The sequence below is a fragment of the Kribbella sp. NPDC031520 genome, assembly GCF_055580825.1.
The window spans coordinates 1024717-1051174 of the sequence record NZ_JBVIKS010000002.1 but is presented as its reverse complement, the minus strand read 5'-3'; the positions used below and the strand labels follow the sequence as shown (position 1 = coordinate 1051174).

Here is a 26458-nt window from a genome sequence, read left to right as displayed (position 1 = left end):
ACTTGGCCTGTGACCGGACTTCGGGGATTCGTGTCAGTCGCGTGGCGAGCAGGGCCGGGCCTTTGCTTGCTAGTGGTCACGACCGTCGTTCTGTCGGCTGCGGCGCCTGTTGGAACGGCGCTGGCGATCGGGCAGGTTGTTGCGGGCATTGGAAGTGGCCGGGCCGTGGCTTGGGCAGTTGTCGCTGCCGGGTGTTTGTTGCTGCAGTGGCTTGCCAGTGCGCTGCAGCGGGCGTCGGCGACGGCGTTGGGGGAGCGGGTCGACGTTTCGTTGCAGCAGCAGCTGATGCGGGCGGTGTTGGCGCCGAGCGGCGTACGGCACCTGGAGGATGCGAAGACCGCGAGTCTGGTGGAGGTCGGGCGGGACACCTTGCGGGCGGACTGGGCACGACCGGGTCGGCTCGCCGGCACGATCGGTGGGTTGGCGACCGGAAGGATCGTCCTGATCGCGTCTGGCGTGATCCTGGCGGGCTTCTCCTGGTGGCTCGGCGCGGCTCTGCTGCTGGCCGGCGTCTGGGCGGCCTACGAGGACAAGGTGGCTTCCCGTGCGGAGGCCGGCCACCACTACGGCGCGACGGAGTCCGCCCGACGGATGCAGTACTTCGACGAGCTCGGCACCACACCTCCCGCAGCCAAGGAGATCCGGCTGTTCGGCCTGCAGGAGTACGTCGTCGCACGCCACGGTGAGACCTACTTGGAGACGATGCAGCGCGTCCTGCGACGTCCGGGCCGGCGCCCGCTGATCGCCACCGCCGTCCTCGGCATCGTCGTACTGGGCGGTGTCGTGCTCGTGGTCCGCGCGGCGCTGAACGGGCACCTTCACGCGGGTGCGACGGCGACGTACGTACAGACGTTCATGGTTGCGCTCGGCGGCATCCAGCAGTCGTCCTGGTGCAGCCTGCAGACCGAGCTCGCGCTGGCAACCCTCGGGAGGTACGACGATGCGCTGCGTGCGGTTGCACCCGCCGAAGCGCCGGCTGGAACTCGACCGGCGACCGCGATGCCGGAGCGCCAGATCTCCTTTCGTGGCGTGTCTTTCAGCTATCCAGGCAGTAGTACGGACGTACTTCGGGACCTCGACCTGGTGATCCCTGCCGGACAGTCGCTCGCGGTCGTCGGTGCGAACGGTGCGGGAAAGACGAGCCTCGTCAAGCTGCTCTGCGGGCTGTACGAACCGACGCGAGGCTCGATCGCGATCGACGACGCCAGGCTGTCGGAGCTCGACCTCGACGACTGGCGGCGCCGCCTGGCCGTGGTGTTCCAGCAGCCTCTCCGCCTGCCGATGTCGGCCTACACCAATGTCCGCTTCGGCCGCCGCGACGCGTCGCCTGACGCCGCCGTAGACCGCGCCGGGGCAACGAGCGTCGTACAGGCCCTGCCGAACGGGTGGGAAACGATTCTCTCGGCCGAGTACGACGGCGGCGTTGAACTGTCCGGTGGCGAGTGGCAGCGGCTGGCTCTCGCGCGCGCCCTGTACGCCGTGCAGGACGGCGCTTCCGTGCTGGTGCTCGACGAACCTGCCGCGCACTTGGACGCCCGGTCCGAGGCCGACCTGTACCGGCGTTTCCTCGAGCTGACCGCGGGGTTGACCACGATCCTGATCTCACACCGCTTCTCGACCGTCCGGCAGGCGTCCTCGATCGTCGTACTCGACGAGGGCCGCGTGATCGAGCACGGATCGCACGCCGAACTGCTCGAGCTGGACGGGACGTACGCCCGGATGTTCCGCCTGCAGGCAGCACGTTTCGGAGCCGAGCAATGAGGTCGTGGGTCGCCACGGCCCGGCTCCTGGTCGGGCTCGGATGGGAGATCGGCCCGGGGCTGTTCGTCCTCTACACCGTCGTCACGATGTCGAGTTTCGTCAGCCCGTTGCTGTTCGCGCTCGCTGTACGGCCGCTGGTCGACGGCGTGGTGTCCGGTGAGCCGAGGCAGGTCGTTGCCGGAGGCATCGGAGTCGTCGTCGCGTTGACGCTGGTGCTGGTGGCGCCGATCGGGTACCGCTGGGCGACCGTCCGGATGCGCGAGCGCTCCAGCTTCGTCTCCGAGCGGCGGGTACTGCGACTGGCTGCGGACGCGCCTCGGATCGACCACTTCGAGCGGCCCGAGTTCCTGGACCGCCTGCAGGCCCTCCGGCGCGAGGCATCAGAACTCGGTGACAGCGTCACGCTTCCGTTCGTCGCTCCGTTGATGGTTGCGCAGCTGGTGATCAGTACGGTCCTGCTGGCGAACCTCGAACCTGTGCTGGCCCTGACACTGCTTGTCGCGATTCCCGCCCTGTGGTTGAGCCGCCGAGCCGAGCTGCTCCGACGCCACTCCGAGCTGGAAGCTGCGCCGCAACGCAGGTTCGCGCAGCGACTGTTCATGCTGTCGGTCGCGCCCGCGTCGGCGCAGGAGATTCACGTTGCCTCGTTGGGAGCTGAGCTCCTGTCGGAACACCGGCAAGCAGCCGGCAAGGCGAACCGGATCGCACACCGGGCCCTCTTCACGTCGGTCATGCTCGGCTCGCTCGGCTGGTCGCTGTTTCCGGTCACGTACCTCGGCGCGCTGCTCATCGTCCTCCATGAGCCTGGCGTGACCGCGGGCGACGTGGCGCTGGCGATCGCGCTGGCCGGCGCCGTGGTGAGCGCCGCGACTCGCATCCTCGACCTGGCCGGATCCGTACTGCGCGTCCGCACCTCCGCCGAGCACTACTACTGGCTCGCCGAACAAGCAGAGCACCACACAGGAACCGAACCGGTGCCGGACCGCCTCGAGCATGGCATCGAACTGAAGAACGTGACCTTCGGGTACGGCGACCGCCCGGCCCTGGCCGGAGTCACACTGGAATTGCCGGCCGGTCGAACGGTCGCGATCGTCGGCGAGAACGGTGCCGGCAAGTCCACGTTGGTCAAACTCCTCACCGGCATGCACCGCCCGCAGTCCGGCGAGGTGCTCGTCGACGGAGTCGACCTCGCCGCGATGGACCTCAGGCAATACCGGGAGAAGGTCAGCGCCGGCTTCCAGGACTTCGTCAGATACCAGCTCACCGCCGGCGAGGCCGTCGCGGTCGGTGGCCTGACCGAGTCGGAAGCCCGTACACACCAAGCGATCATCAAAGCCGAAGCGACCTTTGTCGACGACCTGCCGCACGGCAGAAACACCCAGCTCGGTACGGCCTGGGCGGGCGGCGTCGAGCTGTCCGGCGGCCAGTGGCAGAAGCTCGCGATCGCCCGCGCTCTGGTCCGGCCCGCCCCCCTGCTGATGATCCTCGACGAACCGAGTGCGTCGCTCGACCCGCAGACCGAGGCCGCCTTGTTCGACCGGCTGGCAACCGAGGCGCGGGCCGGCCACGCCGACGGTCGGATCACCTTGCTGATCTCGCACCGCTTCTCGACGGTGCGCGCGGCGGACCTGATCGTCGTACTCGAGAACGGCCGTGTGACCGAGCAGGGCACCCACGACGAGTTGATGAGCCGCGACGGAACCTACGCCGAGCTCTACAGCCTGCAAGCCGCCGGCTACCGGTGATCGAGCGCGGCCGGCCGAACACTCAGCGCGTTCGTCGAAGCGCTCAACAGTGCGCAATTGTGAGCACCGTCAAGGTTTGAACTCGACTTGACCTGTCATCAGATGACTCTCCTACGCTGATCTGATTAAGTGACCGCTAGCATCGCGGTCAAGCAGGCGGTCATCTGAGGTCTTGGCAAAGTAACGCCTGAGTTACGCGCCGCCGTTTTGTGCCTGACAACGTTGACATGCGCAGTTTCGACCAGCAAACATGACGCTTGATCCGCCCGCCTAGCGGCCCTCCCGCCGAGGAAGTTGGTAAGACCGTGCGACGTCTGACTGGGGTAGTGGGGGTGGCACTCGGCTTGGCGCTGGTGCTCGCCTCGTGTGGCGATGGAAAAGGCAGCGGCTCCGGCAGCGGTTCCGGGACCAAGAGCGAGGTCATCGCGGTCTCGGCCGACCCGCCGGACTACATCAACCCGCTGAACGACAACGGCACCGCGGGGATCGGGGTGTCGATGGCGATCTTCGCGCCGCTGGTCACCACCGACCCGGACACCGGCAAGCTGCAGAACGTGATGGCCGACTCGGTCACGCCGGACAAGACCAGCCAGACCTGGACGATCAAGCTGAAGGCCGGGAACACGTTCCAGAACGGCCAGCCGCTGACCGCGAAGGACTATGTGGACAGCTGGAACATGACCGCCGAGGGCTCGAACGGCTGGAAGAACAACGGCTTCTTCTCCAAGGTCGAGGGGTACGACGCGCTGAACCCGCCGACCCCGGACGGCGCCACACCGAAGCCGACCGCCGTGAAGGCGATGAGCGGCCTGAAGCAGATCGACGACCTGACGTTCTCGGTGAAGCTCAAGGTCCCGTTCTCGCAGTTCGGCCTGACCTTGCAGTACCTGGGCCTCGCCCCGCTGCCCGAAGAGGTGCGGAAGAACCCGGACGCGTACAAGCGCAAGCCGATCGGCAACGGCCCGTACAAGCTGGACGGTGCCTGGAACCCGGGTGACGACCTGAAGCTGACCAAGTGGGACGGCTACAAGGGCCCGCAGATCCCGCAGGCGGACCAGATCACGTACCGGTTCATCCCGAACGCGGACACCGCGTACAACGAGTTCCTGGCCGGCAACGTGGACTTCACCGACGTCCCGTCGACCAAGGTGAAGAGCTTCAAGACCGACGCACCCGACCAGTGGGTGACCAGCGTCAGCTCGGGCGCGAACTACCTGGTGATCCCGGCCTGGGACCCGCGGTTCAAGAACCCGAAGCTGCGGTACGCGATCTCCGAGGCGATCGACCGCAAGGCTTTCGCCGACCTGGTCGGGCTGGCCGAGCCGGCCAAGGGCCTGGTCGCGCCCGACATGCAGGGCTACCGCGCCGATGCCTGCAAGACCTGTGACTTCGACGCCACCAAGGCCAAGCAGCTGCTCCAGGAGGCCGGTGGCTTCTCCGGCGCGCTGAACATCAACTACAACACCACGTCCGCGACCGGGCAGATCTTCGCCGAGGCGATCGGCAACATGCTCCGGCAGAACCTCGGCCTGCAGGTGAAGTACACCGGCAAGCAAGGTTCGGAGATCACCACGCTGGCCGACTCGCACAAGCTGGACGGGCTGCGGTTCAGCGGCTGGGGTCACGACTACCCGTCGATCGAGGACTACCTGACGCCGATGTTCAAGTCCAACGGCGACGCGAACTTCGCCCACTACGCGAACCCGGCGCTGGACGCCGTACTGGCCAAGGGCGACGCCGAGCCGGACCCGGACAAGGCGATCAAGCTGTACCAGCAGGCCGAGGACATCGCGCTCACGGACATGCCGCTGATCCCGCTGTACACAAAGTCGAATGCGTACCTGCACTCGGACAAGATCCAGCCGCGCGTCTCGAAGTACACCGGCGTCTCGGCACTCTGGGCGACCTTCAAGTGATCCGTTTCGTCCTCCGCCGGGTCCTCGGGGCGATTCCGATCGGCCTGGTCGTCACGCTGGGGGTCTTCGCGCTCGTCTTCGCGATGCCCGGGGACCCCCTGCGTGAGCTGGCCGGCGACAAGCCGATCCCGGCGGCGGTGCTGGCCGCCAAGCGGGCACAGTTCCACCTCGACGATCCATTCATCGTGCAGTACCTGCTGAGCATGAAAGACATCCTCACCGGCCACTTCGGCACCACGTTCGCCGGTGCCGACATCGCCGGCCAGTTGCGGCTGCGGATCCCGGTGACGCTGAAGCTGGCGTCGATGAGCCTGGTGTTCCAATGGATCTTCGGCCTGCTGTTCGGTCTGTACGCCGGGTTCCGCCGCAACGGCGTCGTCGACAGAATGTTGCTGCTGGCAACACTCGTGGTGCTGGCCGTGCCGGGTCTGGTGCTCTACTTCACCGGGCAGTACCTGTTCGGCGTCGAGCTGAAATGGCTTCCGGTGTCGGGCGTACGGGACGGCTGGCCGATGTCGTACCTGTTGCCCGCGCTCTGCATCGGCATCTCCGGGTTCGCCGGCCTGGCCCGGCTGACCCGGACGTCGATCGTCGACACCACCGGCTCGGACTTCGTGAAGACTGCCCGCGCCAAGGGGCTCGGCGAGCAGCGCATCCTCTGGCGGCACGTGCTGCCGAACGCACTGCTGCCCGTGGTCACGCTGATGGGTATCGACCTGGCCGGGATCTTTGCCGGTGCCGTGCTCGCGGAGAGCATCTTCAACCTGCCGGGGCTCGGCCAGTTCATGTTCCAGGCGATCAAGCTCAAGGAAGGTGGCGTCGTGGTGCTGCTGTCCACGCTCGCGTTCCTGATGTTCATCCTGATCAACCTGATCGTCGACGTGGTCTACGGCGCGATCGATCCGAGGGTGCGCAATGTCTGACACTCAACAGGTCTTCGGGGCCGAGGCACAGGAGCTCGAGGGCCGGACCCTGTCGAACCGCGAGCTGCTGTGGGCGTTGCTGCGCAAACCGCAGTTCGACATCTGCCTCGTGCTGGTGGTCGTGTTCTTCGCGATGGCCGGGGTGCCGCGGCTGTTCACGTCGGTGGATCCGCGGTTCTGCGAGCTGACCAAGAGCCAGCACGGTCGCGAGCCCGGGCATCCGTTCGGCTTCGACATCCAGGGCTGCGACTACTTCGCGAACGTGATCTACGGCGCGCGTCCGTCGGTGCTGGTCAGCCTGGTCGCAGGGTTCGGCGGGTTCGCGGTCGCCGGGCTGCTCGGGTTGCTGGCCGGGTACTTCCCGGGCGCGGTGGACACGATCATCTCCCGGGTGGCCGACGTACTGTTCGCGCTGCCGGGCCTGATCGCGCTGATCGTGATCCTGAACTCGGTACCGAACCGCAGCATCTGGATCATCGTCGCGATCATCCTGGTCACCGCGTGGCCGCAGGGGATGCGGATCATGCGGTCCACGGTCTTCTCGGTCCGCAACCGCGAGTACGTGCTGGCCGCGCGCTCGATCGGGGTGCCGCCGCTGCGGATCCTGCGCAAACACGTGTTCCCGAACGCGATGGCGCCGCTGCTGGCGATGACGACGCTCGGGATCGGCGGCCTGATCGGGCTCGAGGCCGTACTGACGTTCCTCGGGGTCGGGCTGCAGCCGCCGTCGATCTCCTGGGGATCCCAGTTCGGCGTGGCGACCTCCTACCGGGAGACGCCGCACCTGTTCGTCTGGCCGGCGATCTTCATCTCCACGATGACGATCTCGTTCATGATCATCGGCGACTCCATCCGCGACGCCCTCGACCCGAAGCTGATGCGATGACTGGGACTGGCGAAGTACTGCTCAAGGTGGACAACCTGTCCGTCGAGTTCGACACGCCGCATGGTGCCGTACGAGCGGTCGACGGGGTGTCCTGGCAGGTGCGGGCCGGGGAGACGCTGGCGATCCTGGGGGAGTCCGGCTCCGGCAAGAGCGTCTCCACCCAGGCGCTGACCGGGATCCTGGAGATGCCGCCCGGCCGGATCGTCTCCGGTACGGCGGAGTACCGCGGCGCGGACCTGATCGCGATGACCGTGAAGGAACGGCGCAAGATCGTCGGCGACCGGATCACGATGGTGTTCCAGGACTCGCTGTCCGCGCTGAACCCGGTCCAGTCGGTCGGTACGCAGATCGCCGAGTGCTACCGGGTGCACCGCGGGATGTCGAAGCGGGACGCGATGACCAAGGCCGCGGAGATGCTCGACCAGGTGCGGATCCCGGCCGCGGCGCAGCGGGTCCGGGACTACCCGCACGAGTTCTCCGGCGGCATGCGGCAGCGGGTGATGCTGGCGATGGCGCTCGCGCTCGATCCCGACGTACTGATCGCCGACGAGCCGACGACGGCGCTCGACGTCACCGTTCAGGCGCAGATCCTCGAACTGATCGCGGAACTGCAGAAGGAGCGGGACATGGGCGTCGTACTGATCACGCACGACCTCGGCGTGGTCTCCGACGTCGCCGACAACGTCGTGGTGATGTACGCCGGTCACGTCGTCGAGCGGGCCGCGACGGCCGAGGCGCTCGAGCATCCCGTACATCCTTATACCGAAGGGCTGCTGGGCTCGATGCCGTCGGCCGATCTGAAGGGCCGCGAGCTGCCGACGATCCCGGGTACGCCGCCGTCGCTGCGGGCGATCCCGTCCGGCTGCGCGTTCCGGACCCGCTGCCCGATCGCGGTCGACGACTGCGCGGTCGACGTACCGCCGCTGCTGGCGGTCGCGCCCGGCCGGGACGCGGCCTGCATCCGCCGTACGACGCTCGCCGAGAGGGAGGCGGTGTAATGGCCGACGAGTTGCTGGTGGCAACGAATGTCGTGAAGCACTACGACATCAGCCCGGCGCTGAGCTTCGGAACGAAGACCATCGTCCGCGCCGTCGACGGCGTCGACCTGACGCTGCGCAAGGGCGAGTCGCTCGGTATCGTCGGCGAGTCCGGTTGCGGGAAGTCGACGCTGGTCCGGCTGCTCGCGGCGCTGGAGAAGCCGACCGGCGGGCAGATCGCGTACAACGGCGTCGACGTCAGCAAGCTCCGCGGCCGCGAGTTGCGCAAGTGGCGGCGGAACGTCCAGGTGGTCTTCCAGGACCCGTACTCCAGCCTGAACCCGCGGATGCGGGTCGGCGAGATCGTCGGCGAACCGCTGCAGGTGCACCCGGACGTCTCGCGCGGGATCGACGTCCGGAAGCGGGTCCGGGAGCTGCTCGAGCTGGTCGGTCTGCGGCCGGAGGACGAGACGAAGTTCCCGCACCAGTTCTCCGGCGGGCAGCGGCAGCGGATCGGCATCGCGCGGGCGATCGCGCTGAATCCCGACGTCCTGCTGTGCGACGAGCCGGTGTCGGCCCTCGACCTGTCCGTTCAGGCGCAGGTCGTGAACCTGCTGATGCGGCTGCAGCGTGAGCTCGGCCTGAGCATCATCTTCGTCGCGCACGACCTGTCGGTCGTCCGGCACGTCTCGGACCGGGTCGCCGTGATGTACCTGGGCAAGGTCGCCGAGTTGGGCGAGCACCAGCAGGTGTACGGCCTACCCGCCCACCCGTACACGCAGGCGCTGCTGTCCGCGGAGCCCGGTCTGGCCCGTCAGGGCCGCAGGCGGATCGTGCTGGCCGGCGACCCGCCGTCACCCGTGCTGCCCCCGTCTGGCTGCCGCTTCCACACCCGCTGCTTACGCGCCGAGGACAGGTGCAGCAGAGAGGTTCCGGAGCTCCGGGAAATCAAGTCCGGCCAGCTCGTCTCGTGTCACTTCGCGGAGGACGCGCAGGCGGCTTACTCAACCGTTTGAGGCCGATGGCCTAGGGTGGCGGCCGTGGCTACGGTTTCCTCGGCGGGCAGGCGGGTCGTGCTGCTCGCCGGGGTGACCGTCGTGGCCGGCGCCCTGGCCGGGTGGTGGATCCTGACCGCGGGCCGGGCCGCCAACGAGGGGTTCGACATCACCGACGAGGGCTACTACCTGCTCTCGTACCGCTGGTGGGACAGCAATCCGCTGGCGCTGACCGGTGTGCAGTACATCTACGGCCCGATCTTCGAGTGGCTCGGGTACGACATCGTCAAGCTCCGGTTCTTCCGGTTGTTCACGGTGGTCGCCGTCCACCTGCTCTTCGGGTACAGCTTCATGCGCTGGCTACGCGGCCGGCGGCCCGCGGCGCCGCCGACACGGCTGTGGGAGATCGCCGGTACGGGGGTCGTTCTCGCAGCGGGCGGGATGTGTTACGCGTGGCTGCCGCAGTCGCCCGGGTACAACGACGTCGTCCTGCTCGGCGCGCTGACGCTGGTGTCGTGCGTGTTGTGGATGGCCGCCGCGGTCGATCGCGGTACGCCGGTACCGTTCTGGATCTTCGTAGTCTTCGGCCTGGTGATCGGCGTGATGCTGCTCGCCAAGTGGACCTCGGTCGTGGTGATCGGGCTGATCGTGATCACCGCGGTCGTCGTCCTGGCCGGGCAGGCCTGGCGGTCCGTTGCCCGCGGCATCCTTTATGCCCTCGGCGGGATCGGCATCACCGCGCTGGCCGTCCAGCTGTTCGTGGTCCACCTGGACGTCGCCTTACCGGGCATCCTCAAGGTGAACAAGTTCATCGCCGGTACGTCGTACACGCCGTCCGAGTTGCTCCACCTGTACTGGTCGAGCACCGTCGGCCTGCTCGGCCGGACACTCGTCGCACACGGCCTGCTGCTGCTCGCAACCGCCGTCGCCGTCGTCGCCCGTCCGCGCCTGCTCCGGCTGGCGGCCGCGATCCTCGCGCTGGTGGCCCTGATCCTGTCGGTACGCCACGTGATCGTCGGCGACGGTGCACTGGGCGGGTCACAGCACATCCCGATGTACGCCGAGACCCTGCTGGCTGCCGTACTCGTGGCAGTCGTGGCCGCGGCCGTTGCCGTGATCGCGGGCCGCATCGGAGTGACGCCCTGCTCGCGCCTGGGCCGCGAGAACCTGCGGACCTGGGTGATCCTCGCGCTGCTCGTACTGCTGCCGTTCGTACAGGCGTTCGGGACGAACACCCCGCTGTACACGATCGGCTTCAACGGGTTCGCCGCCTGGGCCGCGGTCATGATCGCCGTACTGACCGGTATCTGGGCCACGCCGATCGTGGCCCGGCTGACGCTCGCCGCCGTACTGGGGGGCTCGCTCGTCGCGACGTCGGTGATCGCGTACACCGGCCTGTTCCACTACCCGTACCGCTCGGTCGGACACTCCCAGCTGACCGCTGCCTCGACGGTGCCGCCGTTGCAGGGCCTGTACCTGTCCGAACCCGCGGAGCGGAACTTCAGCCGCCTGGCCGCGGACCTGAAGCCGTACACCGAGCCGCCCGGCCGGCCGATGCTCGCCTTCGACAAGATGGCCGGCCTGGTGCTGATGCTCGGCGGGCGACCGCTCGGCGAGGCCTGGATCGCGCCGAAGGAACGCGAGCGGACCGCCGCCGGGATCGAGGAGGTCTGCCGGCAGCGCCGCCCGGACCGGCTGCCGCTGATCATCCTCAACCGGAAGATCTCGGACCTCGAGGTGAACGCCCTCCGCACCTGCGGCGTGGACTTCCGTACCGCGTACGTGCAGCTGGCTCCGGCGCAACAGACGATCGGCCTGCAGGTGTGGGTACCCAAAACTGAGCGGCCGGCCGGATGAGATCCTGGTGGCTTCGAACCGATGAGGAAGGGTGCGCATGATCAAGGTCGGTGTGCTGGGGGCCAAGGGCAGGATGGGCGCTCAGACGTGCCTCGCGGTCGAGGAGGCCGCCGACTGCGAGCTGGTCGCGCAGCTCGACCAGGGCGACCCGCTGGACGCGCTGACCGAGGCCGGTGCCGAGGTCGTGGTCGACTTCACCCGGCCCGAGGTCGTGATGGACAACCTGGCCTGGTGCATCGAGCACGGTATCCACGCGGTCGTCGGCACCACCGGCTTCGACGCCGAACGGCTCGCCACCCTGCAGGCGCAGCTCGCCACGTCGCCGTCGACCGGCCTCCTGATCGCCCCGAACTTCTCCATCGGCGCGGTGCTGATGATGCAGTTCGCCACCAAGGCAGCGAAGTACTACGAGTCCGTCGAGATCATCGAGCTGCACCACCCCGACAAGGTCGACGCCCCGTCCGGTACGGCCCGCCGTACGGCGGAACTCGTCGCCGACGCGCGCCGCGTGGCCGGTTGCGGGCCGATCCCGGACGCGACCACGACCGCCCTGGACGGCGCCCGGGGCGCGGACGTCGAGGGGATCCGGGTGCACGGCGTCCGGCTGCGGGGGCTGGTCGCGCACCAGGAGGTGCTGTTCGGCGACGAGGGCGAGACGCTGACGATCCGGCACGACTCGATGTCCCGGGTCTCGTTCATGGCCGGCGTCCTGCTCGGCGTCCGGAAGATCGTCTCCGCGCCCGGTCTGACCGTCGGGCTCGAGCAGTTCATGGATCTCAGCTGAGATGAAAGCGAAGCAGACCGCTTTCGTGCTGGCGGTCGTGTTCGTCGCGTACGCCGCTCTGATCGGCTACCGCGGCGTCCTGCTGATCAAGGTCGGTACGGCGGTCTCGGTCGTCCTCGGGCTCGCCGTCCTGGTGATCCCGATCGTCGGTGCGTACCTGGTCTGGCGGGAGATCCAGTTCGGCCGGCGGACCGAAGTACTGGCCAAGGAGCTTGAGGCGGCCGGTGGGCTGCCGGTCGACGATCTGCCGCGGCGGCCGTCCGGCCGGATCGACCGGGCCGCCGCGGACGAGGCGTTCGGACGGTACCGAGCGGAGGCGGAGGCGGCACCCGAGGACTGGCGGGTGTGGTTCCGGCTGTCGACCGCGTACGACGCCGCGGGGGACCGGAAACGGGCCCGCGCGGCGATGCGGAAGGCGATCGGGCACCACGATTCGACCCCGTGAGTTCATCCCGAAGCCTGACAAGCCGGTGTGGTTAGGGCTATTTTCAGGTAGTAGACGTGGCAGCCGCCACGTCTAGGGGTCGGAGACTGGGTGGGGCCGTCCTGTGCCGTCAGACGGGTCTCGCCGCGGCGCCGACGACGCGCAGGGGGGTGGATTCGGCGGGCTACTGCGGAAGCACCGGCGAGCGGCCGGGCTGTCGCAGGAGGGTCTGGCCGAGCTCGCCGGTCTGAGCGTCGACGCGATCGCGGCGTTGGAGCGGGGACGCCGGCGTGCGCCGCGGGCGCATACGGTGCGTCTGCTCGCCGACGCGCTACGACTCGGCGATCCCGACCGTCTGCTGCTCACCGCGGCCGCCCGTCAAGAGGCCGGCACGGCCCGGTTGCCGCTGCGACCGCCGCCTGCGCCGACCAGCGAGCTGATTGGGCGCACCACCGAGCTGACCGCGACCACCCGCCTGCTGGGGCAGCAGATCACTCGTTTGCTCACGCTCACCGGTCCGGGCGGCGTCGGCAAGACGCGGCTCATGCAGGCGATCATCGGCGAGGTCCGGGACAGTTTCCCGGACGGTATCTGCTGGGTTCCGCTCGCGTCGCTGACGAGCCCCGAGAACGTCCTCTCGACAGTGGCCGCGTCGCTCGGCCTGCAGACGCAGCAGGTCGAGCAGATCGCCGAGCAGATCGGCGGGCGAGGGATGCTGCTGGCGTTCGACAACTGTTCGCACCTGGTGGCGACGGTCGGAGAGGTCTGCGCCGCCCTGCTGGAGCACTGCCCCAACTTGTCGATCCTCGCGTCCAGCCGCGAGCTGCTGCGGCTGGACGGCGAGAGCGTGTACGTCGTACCGGCGCTCAGCCTGCCGCACGACGAGGACAACCTGGAGGCGTCGGAGGCGGTGCGGCTGTTCGTCGACCGGGCGACCGCCCGCGGGTACGACCCGACCGGGCAGCTGGACCAGGTCGCGCGCGTCGTCCGCCGGCTCGAAGGCATGCCGCTGGCGATCGAACTGGCCGCGGCGCGGACGAACGTGATGACGATCGAGGAGCTGGCAGGAGAACTCGAGGTCTCGTTCGGCATCCTGGCCGGCGGCTCGCGGACCGCGTCGCCGCGGCAGCAGTCGATGTACGGCGCGATCGAGTGGAGTCACGCGCTCCTCAGCCCACCCGAGCGGGAGATGTTCGCGCAGCTGTCGGTGTTCGCGGGCGGCTGGACACTCGGCGCCGCGGCGAGCGTACTGTCCGGCGTGACGTCCCGCGTCGAAGGTCTCGACCTGATCGGCCGGCTCGCGGACAAGTCGCTGATCAAGGTCGTCCGCCGCGGCGGAGTCGCGCGGTACTACATGCTCGCCGTGATCCGCGAGTTCGCCGCCGACCGCCTGCAGGCCTTGGGCGGGGCGGAGGCCGCGGCCGAGCGGCACGCGCGGTATTACCTGAGCCTGGCCGAGGAAGCCGAGGGGTATCTGCGCGGACCCGAGCAGGCGGACTGGCTGAACCGGCTCGAGGTCGAGCTGGCCAACCTCCGCGTCGCGATCGCCTGGTCGCTGCGGACGAACGCAGCCGCGGAGGCGTTGCGGCTGGCCGGCGCGCTGTGGCTGTTCTGCTATCTGCGCGGTCACTACGCCGAGGGAAGCCAGTGGCTGGAGCGGGCCCTGCAGCTGGGCGAGTCGGCGCCGGCCGAGCTCGCACCGGCCCGCGCGAAGGCGAACCTCGGCGCCGGCACGCTCGCGTTCCTGCAGTGCGAGTACGACGCCGCCACGGATCGGCTGCAGACGGCGCTGAGCCAGTACAAGGCGCTCGAGGACAAGGCCGGTACGGCGCTGGTGCTGCAGCGGCTCGGGGGAGTGGCGCGCGAACGCGGGGACTACGTTGCGGCCGAGGACCTGCACTGCGAGAGCTACGACCTGTACGAGAGCCTCGGCGACCGCTCCGGGATGGCCTGGGCGCACAACCATCTCGGCTTCGTCGCCTGGTTGCGCGGCGACCTCGAGCTCGGTGCGCGCCGCTGCCGCCGGGCGCGGGACAGCTTCCGGGTGGTCGGCGACGGCGAGGGACTCGCCTGGGCACTGATCAGCCTGGGCACGATCGCGCAGTACGACGGTGAGCTCGACCAGGCGGAGGAACTGCTGCAGGAGAGCCTCGCGCTGTCCCAGCGGCTCGGGTACCGCGAAGGGGTCGCCTGGTCGCTGAACCAGCTCGGCATCGTCGAACGCCGGCGCGGGGTGACCGAGCGCGCCGTACACCTGCTGGACGAGAGCCTCGCGGAGCATCGGGATCTCGGCGATCGGTGGCGGTCGGCCAGTGTGCTCGAGGAGCTCGCCGCGGTTGCGCAGCAGCGGGGCCGGAGCGAGTACGCAGCGTTCCTGCTCGGGGCCGCCGACGAAGTCCGGGAGGTGATCCGGGCGCCGGTGCCGCGGATCGAACAGGCCGACCGCGAGGCGACGCTGACCGCGGTTCGGGCGGCGCTCGACCGGCGGGCCTTCCGGGCCGCTTGGTCGGCCGGGCGGGCCGCACCGCTGGCGGCCGTCGCGGACGGTTATCCACCGGAGCCGGATCTCACCCGCGATCCGCTCTGACTGGTGCCTCGCGAGACACCACGACCTGGGGGATCGACGGTGCCCCGCGAGGGATCTGAGGGCGCGGATCCCGAATACGTGGACCCGGCCGGCTGTGTCCTGTCTGACCCCCCAGGCAGTCCCCCCACCCATCACAGCCGGCCGAAGCCACGTCCGGCGTAGGCCGTCGTCGAGCCCTCCCAGTCGACGCCCGGTTCCTCCGCGCTGACATCCAGGGTGCCGTCATCACGCTGCGTGGCACAGGGACGCAACCCTGACATCGCCCTGACAACTCTGCCTTGACAACGAAAGTACGGACCGGAATTCGCCGATCGTGACCGGGAACCACCGGTGTGTCAGCGAATTCCGGTGAAATGCCGAACGCTCGTTACGGCAGATATCCGGAAACGGCTTTCGTGAATCCGGCAATCTTCTGTAAAGGGGCACCAGCTGTTTCGCCCAGGCCGGGGACGTCCGGGCCCGGTGCCGGGATGCCCTCACCCTTGCAACTCGCGTCCTTCGCCGGCGCGACGCCGGTGGTGAGGAACGTGTTGACGATCCGGTCCGCGCACTTGTTCACGCCGCCGTACACGCCGTGGTCGCCTTCGCCGGTGACGGTCAGCAGCCGCGAACCGGCGTACTGCGTGTGGGCCTCGACCGCGAGGCCGTAGTTCGTCGCCGGGTCGTGCACGGACTGCACCATCAGCGTTGTGGGCAATCCCTTGCCTGTCGGCGTCGGCATGGTCAGGTTCTGGCGGTTCCAGTAGAAGCACGGGTTCTCGGTCATCGTCCAGCCGACCAGCGGGTAGTGCGGGCCGAGCCGCGCGGCGAGCTGTTCGCCGTACTCGCGACCTTGCGGCCACGGGGTGTCGTTGCAGGTGATCGCGGTGAACGTGGCGTCCTCGGAGTCGTCGTCGGAGTTGTCCTCGCCGAGCATCCGCAGGCCGATCGGTGCCCGGTGGGCGCGGGCGACGAGCTGCTGCTGGCGCGCCGCCGGGAGTGCGTCGACACGGCGTTGCGCGGCCCGCGGTCCGCCTTTTGCCTGGGCTGCGGAAAGGTCCTGCAGAAAGCGCAGATCGGAGGCCAGGGAATGGAAGTCGAGCTTCGAGTACATATCGCCGGTGACCATCTGGTCGAGGGCGTTCTCGTCGTACGTCACCTTGACCGCGCCCTCCAGGAACTCCTCGGTCGCGGGCTGCGCCTCGAGGCTGCGCCGTAACCGTTCGTACCCGCGGACGACGGTGCCGGGCGTCGACCCGAGCCGCAGTTGGTCGTCGTACTTCGCCACCCAGGGCGCGAAGTCCTCCCGGAACCGGCGCTCGAACGCCTGCGGCTGCGCGGCGAACGTGTCCAGCCAGGTCCCGGTGAAGTCGGCGTTCGAGTCGAGCACGAACCGGCCGACGTGCGCCGGGAAGTACGTCTGGTAGTACGCCCCGAGCCAGGTGCCGCCGGAATACCCGACGTAGTCGATCTTGTCGTAGCCGAGCAGTTGCCGGATCAGGTCCATGTCCTGCACCGTCTGCGCGGTGGTGATGTACGGCATCAGGCCGCGGGACTGCCGGTCGCAGTACGGCTGGGCCAGCTCGGACGCCTCGGCGATCAGGTCGCGCGTCCCGGGATCGCGGTCGCGCGCGTCCATCGTGTAGCCGGGTGCGCCGTCACAGCTGACGTTCGTACTGCCGCCGGTGCCGCGCGGGTCGAACCCGACCGCGAGGAAGTCCTTGGCCAGCGGCGCCTGGCTCGCGAGGTACGGCGCCATGCCGAGCCCGGCGCCGCCCGGACCGCCCGGGTTGCCGAAGACGACCCGGCTCGGCGTGCCCTTCGCCGGCGCGACCTTGCTGACCGCGATCTGCAGGTCGTTCCCCGAGTACTGGTTCGCCCAGTCGCGCGGGACGGTGATCTTCGCGCAGTACGTACGGAGCTCTTCGTCACCGCACTTGGTCCACCGGGGTCTCTGCTTCAGGTACTTCGACGCGACCCGGTGCGGCCCGTCGAGGGCGGTCGGGGATTGCATCGACGCGGTCGCCCCGGAACCCGGGACGACCAGGACAACAGCAGCGGAGAGCCCCAGGCCGACGGCCAGGGCGACGTACTTCATGCAGACTCCAGCGGACCTCTACGTGATCGGACCGTGACAATCTGTCATGCCTGCTGGGCCTCGTCGAACACCACCCCCGGCCAGTCGCCGATCAGACGATGCAGCCGTACGGCGGTACCGAACGTGGGGACGTCGCCGGGGTTGCTCGCGATCCGTTGGTACAGACGGGCAACGCTCGCCGGCTCGAGCGCCAGACCGGGCGTGGTCCGGTAGTGCTCCGGAATGTCGAGCAGCACGCCGTCGCGCCGTACGGTGAACTCGGAGATCTGGAGTTGCGCCGCCCACGGGTTGTCCTCCGGTGCGGACTCCAGGGTCAGGGTGCCGCCGGTGCCGGTGATTTCGAGCCGGGTTCCGGGGATGCCGGGTTCGCCGTCGTGGAGGTGGGCGGAGAACGCCGCCCCGCGGGCCAGTTCACCGGTCACGTCCAGCGTGTCGGGAGCGGTGACGTCGATCGGTACGCCGGTCTCCGCGATCACGTGCTCCGGATGCCGGATCGCCGGCCGTCCGAGCAGCCGGCCGATCGGCTCGGTGGCGTACTCCGCCAGATCCAGGGCGTGCCCGCCGAGCACCTCGACCATGCCGGCGCCGGACGTGGCGGAATACGTGTAGGCCGTCCAGCCCGGTACCGCGAGCGTCGATCCCTTCGACCGGGAACTGTGCAGGTGTACGGAGGTGATCCGGCCGACCGCGCCGGCCCGCACCTGGCTGCGGGCGAACTCGGCGCCGGGGGAGAAGCGGCCCTGCAGACCGGTGAACGTACGTACGCCGGCGCGCTTCGCGTCCTGCTCCAGCTCGACCGCCTCGGCAACGGACAAGGCCAGCGGCCACTCGCAGTACACGTCCTTGCCGGCCGCGATCGCGGCCCGCACCAGCTCCGCATGGCCGGACACCTTGACCGTCACCACGACGAGGTCGACGTCCGGATGCCGCGCGAGCTCGGCCGCGCTGGTGAACGCATGGGGCACTCCGAACACCTCAGCTGCCTGTCGTGCCGAATCCTCCCGACTGGTGCCAACGGCAACCAGTTCGAAGTCCGCGAGGGCCTTCAGGGCGGGGACGTGCGCGCGCAGCGCCCAGCCGCGTTCCGGACTCGCTCCGATGATCCCGACCCGCATCTCCGCCTCCACTCTAAACGGACCTCTGAAGTCCGTTTCCGCCTCCAGCCTAACCGGACGCCAGTGGTCCGGTTAAACTCGGGGGATGGACAGCACGGTGGACCGGTTGCTCGCCGGACCGGTGCCGCGGGCGGACGCCCGGCGGAACGTCGAGCGGCTGGTGGCGGCCGCCCGGACCGCGGTGGACGAGGTCGGTACGGCGGTGACCGCGCACGAGATCGCCCGGCGGGCGGGCGTCGGCATCGGTACCTTCTACCGCCGGGTCCCCTCCCGGGAGGCGCTGCTGGAGGCCGTTCTCGCCGGTGCGATCGACGAGATGACCGAACTGGCCCGGGCCGCGCGAGTCGCCGAGGACCCGTGGCCGGCGTTCGCGGCCTTCGCCGCTGACTACGTCCGGCTCCGCGCCACCAGTTGCGGACTGAACGAGGCCCTCGGCGGTGCGGGTGGGCTCGCGCTGGCCGATCGGATCGACGAGTTCGGCAAGGAGTTCCGCGCGCTGGTGCGACGCCTGCAGTCGGCCGGCGTACTCCGGACCGGACTGACCTACCGCGACATCGCCTTCGCGCTGGCCGGGATCGTGCCGCAGACGCGGACGCTGGGGATGACCGCCGGCCGGACGCAGTGGCGTACGACGCTGCGGATCGTGCTGGAGGGGATCCGCGCGTCCTGACCGGCCGGTCTACTCCGTACCGGGATCGGTGTGCAGGCGGATCTGCTTGATCCGGACGGACTCGTCGCCGTACAGGTCGAGCTCGCGGTGGGCGCCGTCGGGGGCCCAGCCGGCCTCGGTGTAGAAGGCCCGCAGTACGTCGTCGGTGGAGTTCACCCAGACGGTCACCCGGCTGAAGCCGTCGGCGCGAACCGTGTCGACGACCGCGTTCAGCAGCCGGGAGCCGTGGCCGGCGCGGGTGGCCTCCGGGCTCACGGCCAGCTCCGCCATCAACGCGTCCCGCTGCTGGTCGGCGTCCGGGTCGTCCGACGGGGTGATGGCCGCGAAGCCGACCAGCGTACGGCCGGCCAGCGCGACCATCACCCGGTTCCGCGCCTCGCCCGGGGCGAGGAGTGCGGCCCGCCACTGGGCCGCGAACTGCGCCGGGTTCAGCTCCGCGAGGACCTCCTCCGGCAGCAGCCCGGCGTACGACGCCCGCCAGGCCGCCACCTGGATCTCGCCGATCTCGTCCGCCTCCGCCGGCAGCGCGAGCCGGACGCTCGTCTCGGCCACCGGGGATTCAGCCGACAGGTCCGAGAGGTTGGCGGGTTCCGGTACGCCGAAGTCACTCATGACGGCAATCCTCCCAAGTCAGTACACGAGCCGGCGCAGCAGGGTCTCGGCCGGTCCGCGGTACGAGCGCCGGCTCATCGCGTACGCCGCGACCACCGACGTCACCCAGACACCGATCGCGACCAGCGCCGCGGTGTACGCCGTACTCCCGAACCGCAGGTGCAGCGTGAACGGAGCCAGCAGCGCCATCCAGGCCACCGACTGGAACAGGTACCCCGACAGCGACCGCTGACCGAGCGCGGAGATCGCCCGGACCGGCAGCGACTGCTTCCCGATCCGCGCCACGAGCAGACCGAACAGAGCGACATACCCGGGTCCGCCGAACATCCCGCTCACCTTCGACAGCAGGTCCAGCGAATCCACCGCGGCCTGGTCGACGTGCAGCCAGCCGGCGCCGACCAGTGCGAGCGGTACGCCACCGGCGAACGTGATGCCGAGGCAGACAGCCGCGACGCGGGACAGCAGGGTCTTGTGTGCGGCCGGGTTCTCCAGGAGTTGCTTGCGGGCAGCCCAGATACCGAGCCAGACGATCATGATGAACGGCAGCACGCTGGCCAGGTGCAGCGGGTACTCGTGCAGCCGACCGACCAGGCTGCCCAGGTACGACGTCGCGGCCAAGGACGGGTTCGGGGAGTTCGTCAGCGCGTGTGCGGGGCCTTCGCTGTTCACGATCGCGAGGGCGCCCTTGGCGGCGAAGAAGAGGACCTCGAGGGCCATGAACGCCCAGAGGGCCACCACGATCCGGTGGAACTTGTCGCCCCGGTTGAGCAGTACGAGCGTGCAGACGATCCCGACGACGCCGTACGCGCCGAGGAAGTCGCCGAAGTACAGCAGTGTCGCGTGCGCGAGGCCGAACGCGATCAGCCAGGCGTTGCGCTTGACCAGGATCCGCCGTACGGCGCCGGGGGTGGCGCCGGCCGACTGCTGTCGCCGGGCCAGCTGGACGAGGCCGTAGCCGAACATCACCGCGAACACCGGGTACGCGCGGGCATCGACGAAGGTGAGCTTGAGGAAGTTCAGGACGCGTTCGAAGCCGTGCGGCGCGCTCTCCGCGCCGGGCTGGCCGGCGAACGCGAAGTTCGCGCTGTTCGCGAGGCCGATCAGCAGCAGCATCGCACCGCGGATCAGGTCCGGCGCGAGCGCTCGCTCGCGGCCGGTGACGGGACCTCGGTGGTCGGTCGTCGGGTTCAGAGTGGTGGTCACGAGATCCTCCGGAAACTGTTCAGCCCTTGAACGGATGACTCCATCCTGGATTCGGGCGGCCCGGCTCCCCAGTGCGTCAAGCCCACTTCGAGGGTGGGCTCAGCACCACCTTTGTGACACCTGTTGTTGATTCTGGGAAAAAGTGTCACATATGCTGTGCCCATGGACAGCTTCCAGGCGACGATCGACGCCGACGGCCGGATCGAGCCGCGGGACGCGATGCCCGAGGGGTACCGCAAGACCCTGATCCGGCAGATCGCGCAGCACGCGCACTCCGAGATCATCGGCATGCAGCCGGAGGGCAACTGGATCGGTCGCGCGCCGTCGCTGCGCCGCAAGGCGATCCTGATGGCCAAGGTTCAGGACGAGGCCGGCCACGGTCTCTACCTGTACGCCGCCGCCGAGACCCTCGGTGTCGATCGCGCCGACCTGCTCGATCTGCTGCACAGCGGGAAGCAGAAGTACTCCAGCATCTTCAACTACCCGACGCTGACCTGGGCCGACATCGGCGCGATCGGCTGGCTCGTCGACGGCGCCGCGATCGTCAACCAGGTGCCGCTGTGCCGGTGCTCGTACGGGCCGTACGCGCGGGCGATGGTGCGGGTCTGCAAGGAGGAGTCGTTCCACCAGCGGCAGGGGTTCGAGATCCTGCACACGCTGTGCAACGGCACGCCCGCGCAGAAGGCGATGGCGCAGGACGCGCTGAACCGCTGGTGGTGGCCGTCGCTGATGATGTTCGGTCCGCCGGACTCGGCGTCCACGCATTCGGAGCAGTCGATGGCGTGGGGGATCAAGCGGCACAGCAACGACGAGCTGCGGCAGCGGTTCGTCGACATGACCGTTCCGCAGGCCGACGTCCTCGGGATCCGGGTGCCGGACGACGGTCTGTCGTACGACTCGTCGACCGGGCATTACCGGTTCACCGAGCCGGACTACGCGGAGCTGTACGAAGTTGTCAAGGGCAACGGTCCGTGCAACCAGCAGCGGCTCGCGAAGCGGGTCGAGGCGCACGAGGACGGTGCCTGGGTACGTGAGGCCGCGGCTGCGTATGCGGCGAAGCAGACTGCTCGCAAGGAGGCGGCCGCATGAGTGTCGAGCCGTTGTGGGAGGTGTTCGTGCGGTCGCGGCGCGGGCTGTCGCACACGCACGTCGGTAGCCTGCACGCCGCCGACGCGACGATGGCGTTGCGGAACGCGCGGGACGTGTACACCCGGCGCCAGGAAGGCGTGTCGATCTGGGTGGTGCTCTCGTCCGACATCACCGCGACCTCGCCGGACGAGAAGGACGAGTTCTTCGACCCGGCCGGGGACAAGGTGTACCGGCACCCGACCTTCTACGAGGTTCCGGAAGGTGTCGAGCACCTGTGAAGGATCTGTTCGAGTATGCACTCCGGCTCGGCGACGACGCGCTGATCGCGGCGCAGCGCACCGGCGAGTGGATCGCGGCGGCGCCGCAGCTCGAGGAGGACGTTGCCCTCGGCAACATCGGGCTGGACCAGCTGGGGCAGGCCCGGTCGTTGCTGCAGTACGCCGGGTCGCTGGACGGACGTACCGAGGACGACCTCGCGTACTTCCGCGACGAGCGCGACTTCCGCAACCTCCAGCTGTGCGAGCTCCCGAACGGCGACTTCGCGTTCGCGATGGCGCGGTTGCTGTACTTCGCGACGTACCAGCATCTGCTGTACGACGAACTCCGGTCGAGCGCCGACGAGACCCTGGCCGGGGTGGCGGGAAAGGCGGTCAAGGAGGTCGCGTACCACGTCGACCACGCGACCCAGTGGGTCCTGCGCCTGGGCGACGGCACCGAAGAAAGTCACCGCCGCATGCAGGCAGCCCTGGACGCACTCTGGCCGTACACAGGCGAGATGTTCGAGTCGGACCCGTTGGTTCAGCGCCTGCCGGTTGCTGTCGACCCGGCCGGCTTGCACGACGAATGGCTCAACAGAGTATTAGGCATTGTTGACGAGTCGACCTGCGAGCGACCTTCGTCCACGTACCAGCACACCGGCGGCCGCAAAGGTGAGCACACCGAACACCTGGGCTACCTCCTCGCCGAACTCCAGCACATCGCCAGATCCCACCCAGGTGCGACATGGTGACCGACGAAGCGATCCTCGAAGCAGTCGGCGAGGTCACCGACCCCGAGGTCCCGGTGCTGACGATCGCGGATCTCGGTGTACTGCGTGGCGTCCGGCACGAAGGCGAGGAAGTGATCGTGACGATCACCCCGACGTACTCCGGCTGTCCCGCCATGGACCTGATCCGCCACGAGGTAGAACTGACGCTCCGGTCGTTGAACGTGGACGGCCGAGTCGAGACAGTCCTGTCCCCGCCCTGGACGACCGACTGGATGACCGACTCCGGCAAAGCCAAACTAACTGCTTACGGAATCGCCCCACCCCCGACGTCACACCAGTCCCGATCCAACAGCCCGGTCCTGCTGCAGTTGAGCGTTCGGTGCCCCTTGTGTGGATCCCCGAACACAACAGAGCTCAGCCACTTCGGCTCCACCTCCTGCAAGAGTTTGTGGCGCTGCAACGACTGCAGAGAACCCTTCGACCACTTCAAGGCGATCTGAGATGACGACTATCGCCCCGAGACGCCGCGCCACCTTTCACCCGTTGAAGGTCGCCGCGATCGACGCCATCACCGACGACGCCGTCGCGATCACCTTCACCGTCCCACCCGACCTGACGGACGAGTACGAGTTCGCGGCCGGCCAGCACCTGACGATCCGCCGTACCGGAGAAGACGTCCGCCGCAGCTACTCGATCTGCTCGCCGGCCGGGTCCGGCGTACTGCGGATCGGTGTCAAGCGGATCCCCGGCGGCGAGTTCTCGGCGTACGCCGCCCACGACCTGAAGGTCGGCGACGAACTCGAGGTGATGACCCCGCTCGGCCGGTTCGGTACGACGCTCGACGCCGCGAACGCGAAGCACTACGCGTTCGTTGCCGCGGGCAGCGGAATCACGCCGGTGCTGTCGCTGGTCGCGACGATCCTGTCGGTCGAGCCGGAGAGCCGGGTCACGTTGCTGTACGGCAACCGGACCGCGGGCTCGGTGATGTTCGCGGACGAGCTCGCCGACCTGAAGGACCGGTACGCCGAGCGGTTCCACCTCGTCCATGTGTTGTCGCGCGAGTCGACCGAGGTGGAGCTGTTCAACGGGCGGATCGACAACGACCGGCTGGGGCGGATGTTTGCGACGATCCTCCCGCTCGACTCGGTGGACGAGTGGTTCCTGTGCGGCCCGTACGCGATGGTCGTCGGCACGCAGGACCTGTTGCTGACCGAAGGTGTCCCGCGCGAACACGTGCACGCCGAACTCTTCCACGTCGGCGACGAGGCCCCGAAGGCCCCGGTCGAGGAGGCCGCCGTCGACGAGGACGCGGCCCAGGTGACGGTGATCCTGGACGGCCGACGCTCGACGTTCGCACTCGGCGAGCACTCGAAGGCGGTACTGGACGCGACCCTGGCCGTACGCTCCGACGCCCCCTTCGCCTGCAAAGGCGGCGTCTGCGGCACCTGCCGCGCCAAGCTCCTCGAAGGCACCGTCCGCATGGACACCAACTGGGCCCTGGAGCCGGACGAAATCCGAGCCGGCTACGTCCTCACCTGCCAGTCGCACCCGACCACACCCACCGTCACCCTGGACTACGACGCCTGACCCCGCGGACTGGTTCACTCAACCGCATGACCATTCGTGCGCCACAGCCGATCTCGCCGGCGGACCGCGAGTTCATCGCGAAGGTCGAGGAGACGCTGCGCCCTGCCTTCCTCCACGCGATCGCCGAGGAGTTCCGCCCGGCTGACCGGTCGGCGGCCGAGATGGCGGAGCAAATGTCCGCCGCGGCACCGGGCGAACGTCTGCAGACGGTCATCGAGGCTCGCATGAACTCGAGCCGTCACTTCGACGCCCTGCCGGCGGAGGAGTGGTCCGCGGCCGCCCAGCAGGCCGCCCTGGCCGCCGCCAAGTCGCTCGACGGCAAGCTGACCGTGGAAGCCTCCGACGGCCGCCTAGGTCAATTGGCCGGCAAAGCCGCGGACCGCCTGCTCCGTGGCCAGTACGAGAGCCTGGCCCACACTGCAGGCGGCCAAGCGGGTCTCGTCCTGGGTGGCGCCATCAACCGCGTCCGCTTCGTCCACATGGAACAAATCGAGCGGGGCGCCGGCGCCGGCCTGACCCCAGCCGGCCCCCGCCCTCAACCCGAGTCCACCACCGAGTCACCCACCGCTGCCACGACCACCGCACGACCAGTCGATCGAACCAACGATCGCCGCCAACCACCCGCCCGAGGCTGACGGCAGCTGCCGCCCCGCGCCTCGCAGTCGGCGCCCTGCACACCGCCGCGGCCAGCACCTCCTGCCAACCGCGGAAGCATCCCGCACACCGGCGCGTTTCTCCCGCGCACGCCGCGCGGCTTTCGTGCCGACCGCGCAGCGGCCGGCACAGAAGTAGCGATCAGTCGGTGCCGGACTCCATCGCGGCCCGGTCGAGGAGGGCTTCCTCTTCGGGGGCTTCGCCGCGGGAGGCGATGGCTTCGGCGCCGCCCTTGGGGAGTTCGCCGATGAGGTCGGTGGAGGAGCCGAGGGCGGCGTTGGCGGAGCCGAACATGCCCAGGCCCGCGTACTGCTCCAGCTTCGCGCGGGAGTCGGCGATGTCGAGGTTCCGCATCGTCAGCTGGCCGATCCGGTCGACCGGGCCGAAGGCGGAGTCCTCGATCCGCTCCATCGACAGCTTGTCCGGGTGGTAGCTCAGCGCCGGACCCGTGGTGTCGAGGATCGAGTAGTCCTCACCGCGCCGCAGCCGGAGCGTGACCTCGCCGGTGACCGCCGTACCGACCCACCGCTGCAGCGACTCCCGGAGCATCAGCGACTGTGGGTCGAGCCAACGACCTTCGTACATCAGCCGGCCGAGCTTGCGCCCCTCGTTGTGGTAGCTCGCGAGCGTGTCCTCGTTGTGGATCGCGTTCACCAGCCGCTCGTACGCCGCGTGCAGCAGCGCCATCCCCGGTGCCTCGTAGATGCCCCGCGACTTCGCCTCGATGACCCGGTTCTCGATCTGGTCGGACATCCCGAGCCCGTGCCGGCCGCCGATCGCGTTGGCCTCCAGCACCAGGTCGACCGCCGTACCGAACTCCTTGCCGTTGATCGTCACCGGCCGCCCCTGGACGAACCCGATCGTCACGTCCTCGGCCGGGATCTCGACGGCCGGGTCCCAGTGCGCGACACCCATGATCGGCTCGACCGTCTCCAGCCCGGTGTCGAGGTGCTCGAGCGTCTTCGCCTCGTGTGTCGCACCCCAGATGTTGGCGTCGGTCGAGTACGCCTTCTCGGTGCTGTCCCGGTACGGCAGGCCGTGCGCGACCAGCCACTCCGACATCTCCTTACGGCCGCCGAGTTCGTGGACGAACCGCGCGTCCAGCCACGGCTTGTAGATCCGCAGCTGCGGGTTCGCGAGCAGGCCGTACCGGTAGAAGCGCTCGATGTCGTTGCCCTTGAAGGTCGACCCGTCGCCCCAGATCTGGACGTCGTCGTCGAGCATCGCCTTGACCAGCAGCGTGCCGGTCACCGCCCGGCCGATCGGGGTGGTGTTGAAGTACGTCCGTCCGCCGGAGCGGATGTGGAACGCGCCGCAGGCGAGCGCCGCGAGCCCTTCCTCGACCAGCGCCGCGCGGCAGTCCACCAGCCGGGTGATCTCCGCGCCGTACGCCTTCGCGCGCTCGGGCACCGAGGCGATGTCGGGCTCGTCGTACTGCCCGATATCCGCGGTGTACGTACACGGCACCGCCCCCTTGTCCCGCATCCACGCAACCGCGACCGACGTGTCGAGACCCCCAGAGAACGCGATCCCGACCCGCTCACCAACCGGCAAAGAAGTAAGCACCTTAGACACAGGAAGAGTATGCACCCCCCTGAATGATTATGC

The 26458-nt window shown here is 68.9% G+C and carries 23 protein-coding genes; 18 read left to right on the top strand and 5 right to left on the bottom strand.

Annotation, left to right across the window (positions count from 1 at the left end; translation table 11 throughout):
* Nucleotides 1–165: 165 nt before the first annotated feature.
* The 11 genes from ACZ5BU_RS13690 (at nt 166) to ACZ5BU_RS13640 (ending at nt 14855) form a co-directional block, all read left to right on the top strand.
* A complete protein-coding gene (locus tag ACZ5BU_RS13690; protein WP_465698646.1) occupies nt 166–1761 on the top strand; it encodes an ABC transporter ATP-binding protein in 1596 nt (531 codons plus the stop codon).
* Nucleotides 1758–3506, top strand: a complete 1749-nt coding sequence (locus tag ACZ5BU_RS13685; RefSeq protein WP_465698644.1) for an ABC transporter ATP-binding protein — start codon at nt 1758–1760, stop codon at nt 3504–3506. The genes ACZ5BU_RS13690 and ACZ5BU_RS13685 overlap by 4 nt, the downstream gene beginning before the upstream one ends.
* Before the next feature lie 332 nt (nt 3507–3838).
* Nucleotides 3839–5422, top strand: coding sequence for a peptide ABC transporter substrate-binding protein (locus ACZ5BU_RS13680; RefSeq protein ID WP_465698642.1), 1584 nt, complete (start codon nt 3839–3841; stop codon nt 5420–5422).
* Nucleotides 5419–6345: an ABC transporter permease gene (locus ACZ5BU_RS13675; RefSeq protein WP_465698641.1), complete on the top strand. Its 927-nt coding sequence runs from the start codon at nt 5419–5421 to the stop codon at nt 6343–6345. Before ACZ5BU_RS13680 ends, ACZ5BU_RS13675 begins: the two co-directional genes overlap by 4 nt.
* The gene (locus ACZ5BU_RS13670) at nt 6338–7231 is read left to right on the top strand and encodes an ABC transporter permease (protein ID WP_465698639.1); all 894 of its coding nucleotides are present in this window, start codon (nt 6338–6340) and stop codon (nt 7229–7231) included. The genes ACZ5BU_RS13675 and ACZ5BU_RS13670 overlap by 8 nt, the downstream gene beginning before the upstream one ends.
* Nucleotides 7228–8229: an ABC transporter ATP-binding protein gene (locus ACZ5BU_RS13665; RefSeq protein ID WP_465698637.1), complete on the top strand. Its 1002-nt coding sequence runs from the start codon at nt 7228–7230 to the stop codon at nt 8227–8229. Before ACZ5BU_RS13670 ends, ACZ5BU_RS13665 begins: the two co-directional genes overlap by 4 nt.
* Nucleotides 8229–9224 (top strand): ABC transporter ATP-binding protein, encoded by a 996-nt coding sequence (locus tag ACZ5BU_RS13660; RefSeq protein WP_465698635.1) that lies wholly within the window; start codon nt 8229–8231, stop codon nt 9222–9224. The genes ACZ5BU_RS13665 and ACZ5BU_RS13660 overlap by 1 nt, the downstream gene beginning before the upstream one ends.
* A 24-nt stretch (nt 9225–9248) precedes the next feature.
* The gene (locus ACZ5BU_RS13655) at nt 9249–11060 is read left to right on the top strand and encodes a hypothetical protein (protein WP_465698633.1); all 1812 of its coding nucleotides are present in this window, start codon (nt 9249–9251) and stop codon (nt 11058–11060) included.
* A gap of 37 nt (nt 11061–11097) precedes the next feature.
* Complete coding sequence (gene dapB / locus ACZ5BU_RS13650; protein ID WP_465698631.1) at nt 11098–11844, top strand: 4-hydroxy-tetrahydrodipicolinate reductase; 747 nt, start codon at nt 11098–11100, stop codon at nt 11842–11844.
* 1 nt (nt 11845) lies between these two features.
* Entirely contained in the window at nt 11846–12289 is a 444-nt protein-coding gene (locus tag ACZ5BU_RS13645) for a hypothetical protein (RefSeq protein ID WP_465698629.1), read from the top strand.
* 103 nt (nt 12290–12392) lie between these two features.
* On the top strand, nt 12393–14855 hold the full coding sequence (locus tag ACZ5BU_RS13640; protein ID WP_465698627.1) for an ATP-binding protein: 2463 nt from the start codon (nt 12393–12395) through the stop codon (nt 14853–14855).
* Nucleotides 14856–15222: 367 nt separating this feature from the next.
* On the opposite strand, the gene ACZ5BU_RS13635 is transcribed toward ACZ5BU_RS13640, so the two are convergent.
* Nucleotides 15223–16932 (bottom strand): alpha/beta hydrolase, encoded by a 1710-nt coding sequence (locus ACZ5BU_RS13635; protein WP_465698625.1) that lies wholly within the window; start codon nt 16930–16932, stop codon nt 15223–15225.
* 44 nt (nt 16933–16976) lie between these two features.
* Nucleotides 16977–18047 (bottom strand): Gfo/Idh/MocA family protein, encoded by a 1071-nt coding sequence (locus tag ACZ5BU_RS13630; RefSeq protein ID WP_465698623.1) that lies wholly within the window; start codon nt 18045–18047, stop codon nt 16977–16979.
* A gap of 85 nt (nt 18048–18132) precedes the next feature.
* Here ACZ5BU_RS13630 and ACZ5BU_RS13625 point away from each other — a divergent pair, with 85 nt between their 5' ends.
* Nucleotides 18133–18717 (top strand): TetR/AcrR family transcriptional regulator, encoded by a 585-nt coding sequence (locus ACZ5BU_RS13625; RefSeq protein ID WP_465698621.1) that lies wholly within the window; start codon nt 18133–18135, stop codon nt 18715–18717.
* 9 nt (nt 18718–18726) lie between these two features.
* On the opposite strand, the gene ACZ5BU_RS13620 is transcribed toward ACZ5BU_RS13625, so the two are convergent.
* Nucleotides 18727–19329 (bottom strand): GNAT family N-acetyltransferase, encoded by a 603-nt coding sequence (locus ACZ5BU_RS13620; protein WP_465698619.1) that lies wholly within the window; start codon nt 19327–19329, stop codon nt 18727–18729.
* 18 nt (nt 19330–19347) lie between these two features.
* Complete coding sequence (locus ACZ5BU_RS13615; protein WP_465698617.1) at nt 19348–20532, bottom strand: DUF418 domain-containing protein; 1185 nt, start codon at nt 20530–20532, stop codon at nt 19348–19350.
* Between the two features lie 162 nt (nt 20533–20694).
* On the opposite strand from ACZ5BU_RS13615, the gene paaA reads away from it, so the two are divergent.
* From paaA to ACZ5BU_RS13585, 6 genes are read left to right on the top strand one after another with little or no spacing between them, the layout of a single operon-like run.
* Nucleotides 20695–21621 carry a 1,2-phenylacetyl-CoA epoxidase subunit PaaA gene (paaA, locus tag ACZ5BU_RS13610; RefSeq protein WP_465698615.1) on the top strand — a complete coding sequence of 309 codons (927 nt, stop codon included), beginning with the start codon at nt 20695–20697 and terminating at the stop codon, nt 21619–21621.
* On the top strand, nt 21618–21899 hold the full coding sequence (gene paaB / locus ACZ5BU_RS13605; protein WP_465698613.1) for a 1,2-phenylacetyl-CoA epoxidase subunit PaaB: 282 nt from the start codon (nt 21618–21620) through the stop codon (nt 21897–21899). The genes paaA and paaB overlap by 4 nt, the downstream gene beginning before the upstream one ends.
* Entirely contained in the window at nt 21896–22630 is a 735-nt protein-coding gene (gene paaC, locus ACZ5BU_RS13600) for a 1,2-phenylacetyl-CoA epoxidase subunit PaaC (protein ID WP_465698611.1), read from the top strand. Before paaB ends, paaC begins: the two co-directional genes overlap by 4 nt.
* A complete protein-coding gene (gene paaD / locus ACZ5BU_RS13595; RefSeq protein ID WP_465698609.1) occupies nt 22624–23109 on the top strand; it encodes a 1,2-phenylacetyl-CoA epoxidase subunit PaaD in 486 nt (161 codons plus the stop codon). Before paaC ends, paaD begins: the two co-directional genes overlap by 7 nt.
* A gap of 1 nt (nt 23110) precedes the next feature.
* Nucleotides 23111–24196, top strand: a complete 1086-nt coding sequence (gene paaE / locus ACZ5BU_RS13590) for a 1,2-phenylacetyl-CoA epoxidase subunit PaaE (protein WP_465698608.1) — start codon at nt 23111–23113, stop codon at nt 24194–24196.
* Nucleotides 24197–24222: 26 nt separating this feature from the next.
* Entirely contained in the window at nt 24223–24831 is a 609-nt protein-coding gene (locus ACZ5BU_RS13585) for a hypothetical protein (RefSeq protein WP_465698606.1), read from the top strand.
* A gap of 160 nt (nt 24832–24991) precedes the next feature.
* On the opposite strand, the gene argG is transcribed toward ACZ5BU_RS13585, so the two are convergent.
* Complete coding sequence (gene argG, locus ACZ5BU_RS13580) at nt 24992–26425, bottom strand: argininosuccinate synthase (RefSeq protein WP_465698604.1); 1434 nt, start codon at nt 26423–26425, stop codon at nt 24992–24994.
* Nucleotides 26426–26458: the final 33 nt, after the last annotated feature.

What these genes read in the sequence shown, in the direction of transcription:
- ACZ5BU_RS13685 (WP_465698644.1), top strand. Translation starts at nt 1,758, where the DNA reads ATGAGGTCGTGGGTCGCCACGGCCCGGCTCCTGGTCGGGCTCGGATGG.
- ACZ5BU_RS13670 (WP_465698639.1), top strand. Translation starts at nt 6,338, where the DNA reads ATGTCTGACACTCAACAGGTCTTCGGGGCCGAGGCACAGGAGCTCGAG.
- ACZ5BU_RS13665 (WP_465698637.1), top strand. Translation starts at nt 7,228, where the DNA reads ATGACTGGGACTGGCGAAGTACTGCTCAAGGTGGACAACCTGTCCGTC.
- ACZ5BU_RS13660 (WP_465698635.1), top strand. Translation starts at nt 8,229, where the DNA reads ATGGCCGACGAGTTGCTGGTGGCAACGAATGTCGTGAAGCACTACGAC.
- dapB (WP_465698631.1), top strand. Translation starts at nt 11,098, where the DNA reads ATGATCAAGGTCGGTGTGCTGGGGGCCAAGGGCAGGATGGGCGCTCAG.
- ACZ5BU_RS13645 (WP_465698629.1), top strand. Translation starts at nt 11,846, where the DNA reads ATGAAAGCGAAGCAGACCGCTTTCGTGCTGGCGGTCGTGTTCGTCGCG.
- ACZ5BU_RS13635 (WP_465698625.1), bottom strand. Translation starts at nt 16,932, where the DNA reads ATGAAGTACGTCGCCCTGGCCGTCGGCCTGGGGCTCTCCGCTGCTGTT.
- ACZ5BU_RS13630 (WP_465698623.1), bottom strand. Translation starts at nt 18,047, where the DNA reads ATGCGGGTCGGGATCATCGGAGCGAGTCCGGAACGCGGCTGGGCGCTG.
- ACZ5BU_RS13625 (WP_465698621.1), top strand. Translation starts at nt 18,133, where the DNA reads ATGGACAGCACGGTGGACCGGTTGCTCGCCGGACCGGTGCCGCGGGCG.
- ACZ5BU_RS13620 (WP_465698619.1), bottom strand. Translation starts at nt 19,329, where the DNA reads ATGAGTGACTTCGGCGTACCGGAACCCGCCAACCTCTCGGACCTGTCG.
- paaA (WP_465698615.1), top strand. Translation starts at nt 20,695, where the DNA reads ATGGACAGCTTCCAGGCGACGATCGACGCCGACGGCCGGATCGAGCCG.
- paaB (WP_465698613.1), top strand. Translation starts at nt 21,618, where the DNA reads ATGAGTGTCGAGCCGTTGTGGGAGGTGTTCGTGCGGTCGCGGCGCGGG.
- paaD (WP_465698609.1), top strand. Translation starts at nt 22,624, where the DNA reads ATGGTGACCGACGAAGCGATCCTCGAAGCAGTCGGCGAGGTCACCGAC.
- paaE (WP_465698608.1), top strand. Translation starts at nt 23,111, where the DNA reads ATGACGACTATCGCCCCGAGACGCCGCGCCACCTTTCACCCGTTGAAG.
- ACZ5BU_RS13585 (WP_465698606.1), top strand. Translation starts at nt 24,223, where the DNA reads ATGACCATTCGTGCGCCACAGCCGATCTCGCCGGCGGACCGCGAGTTC.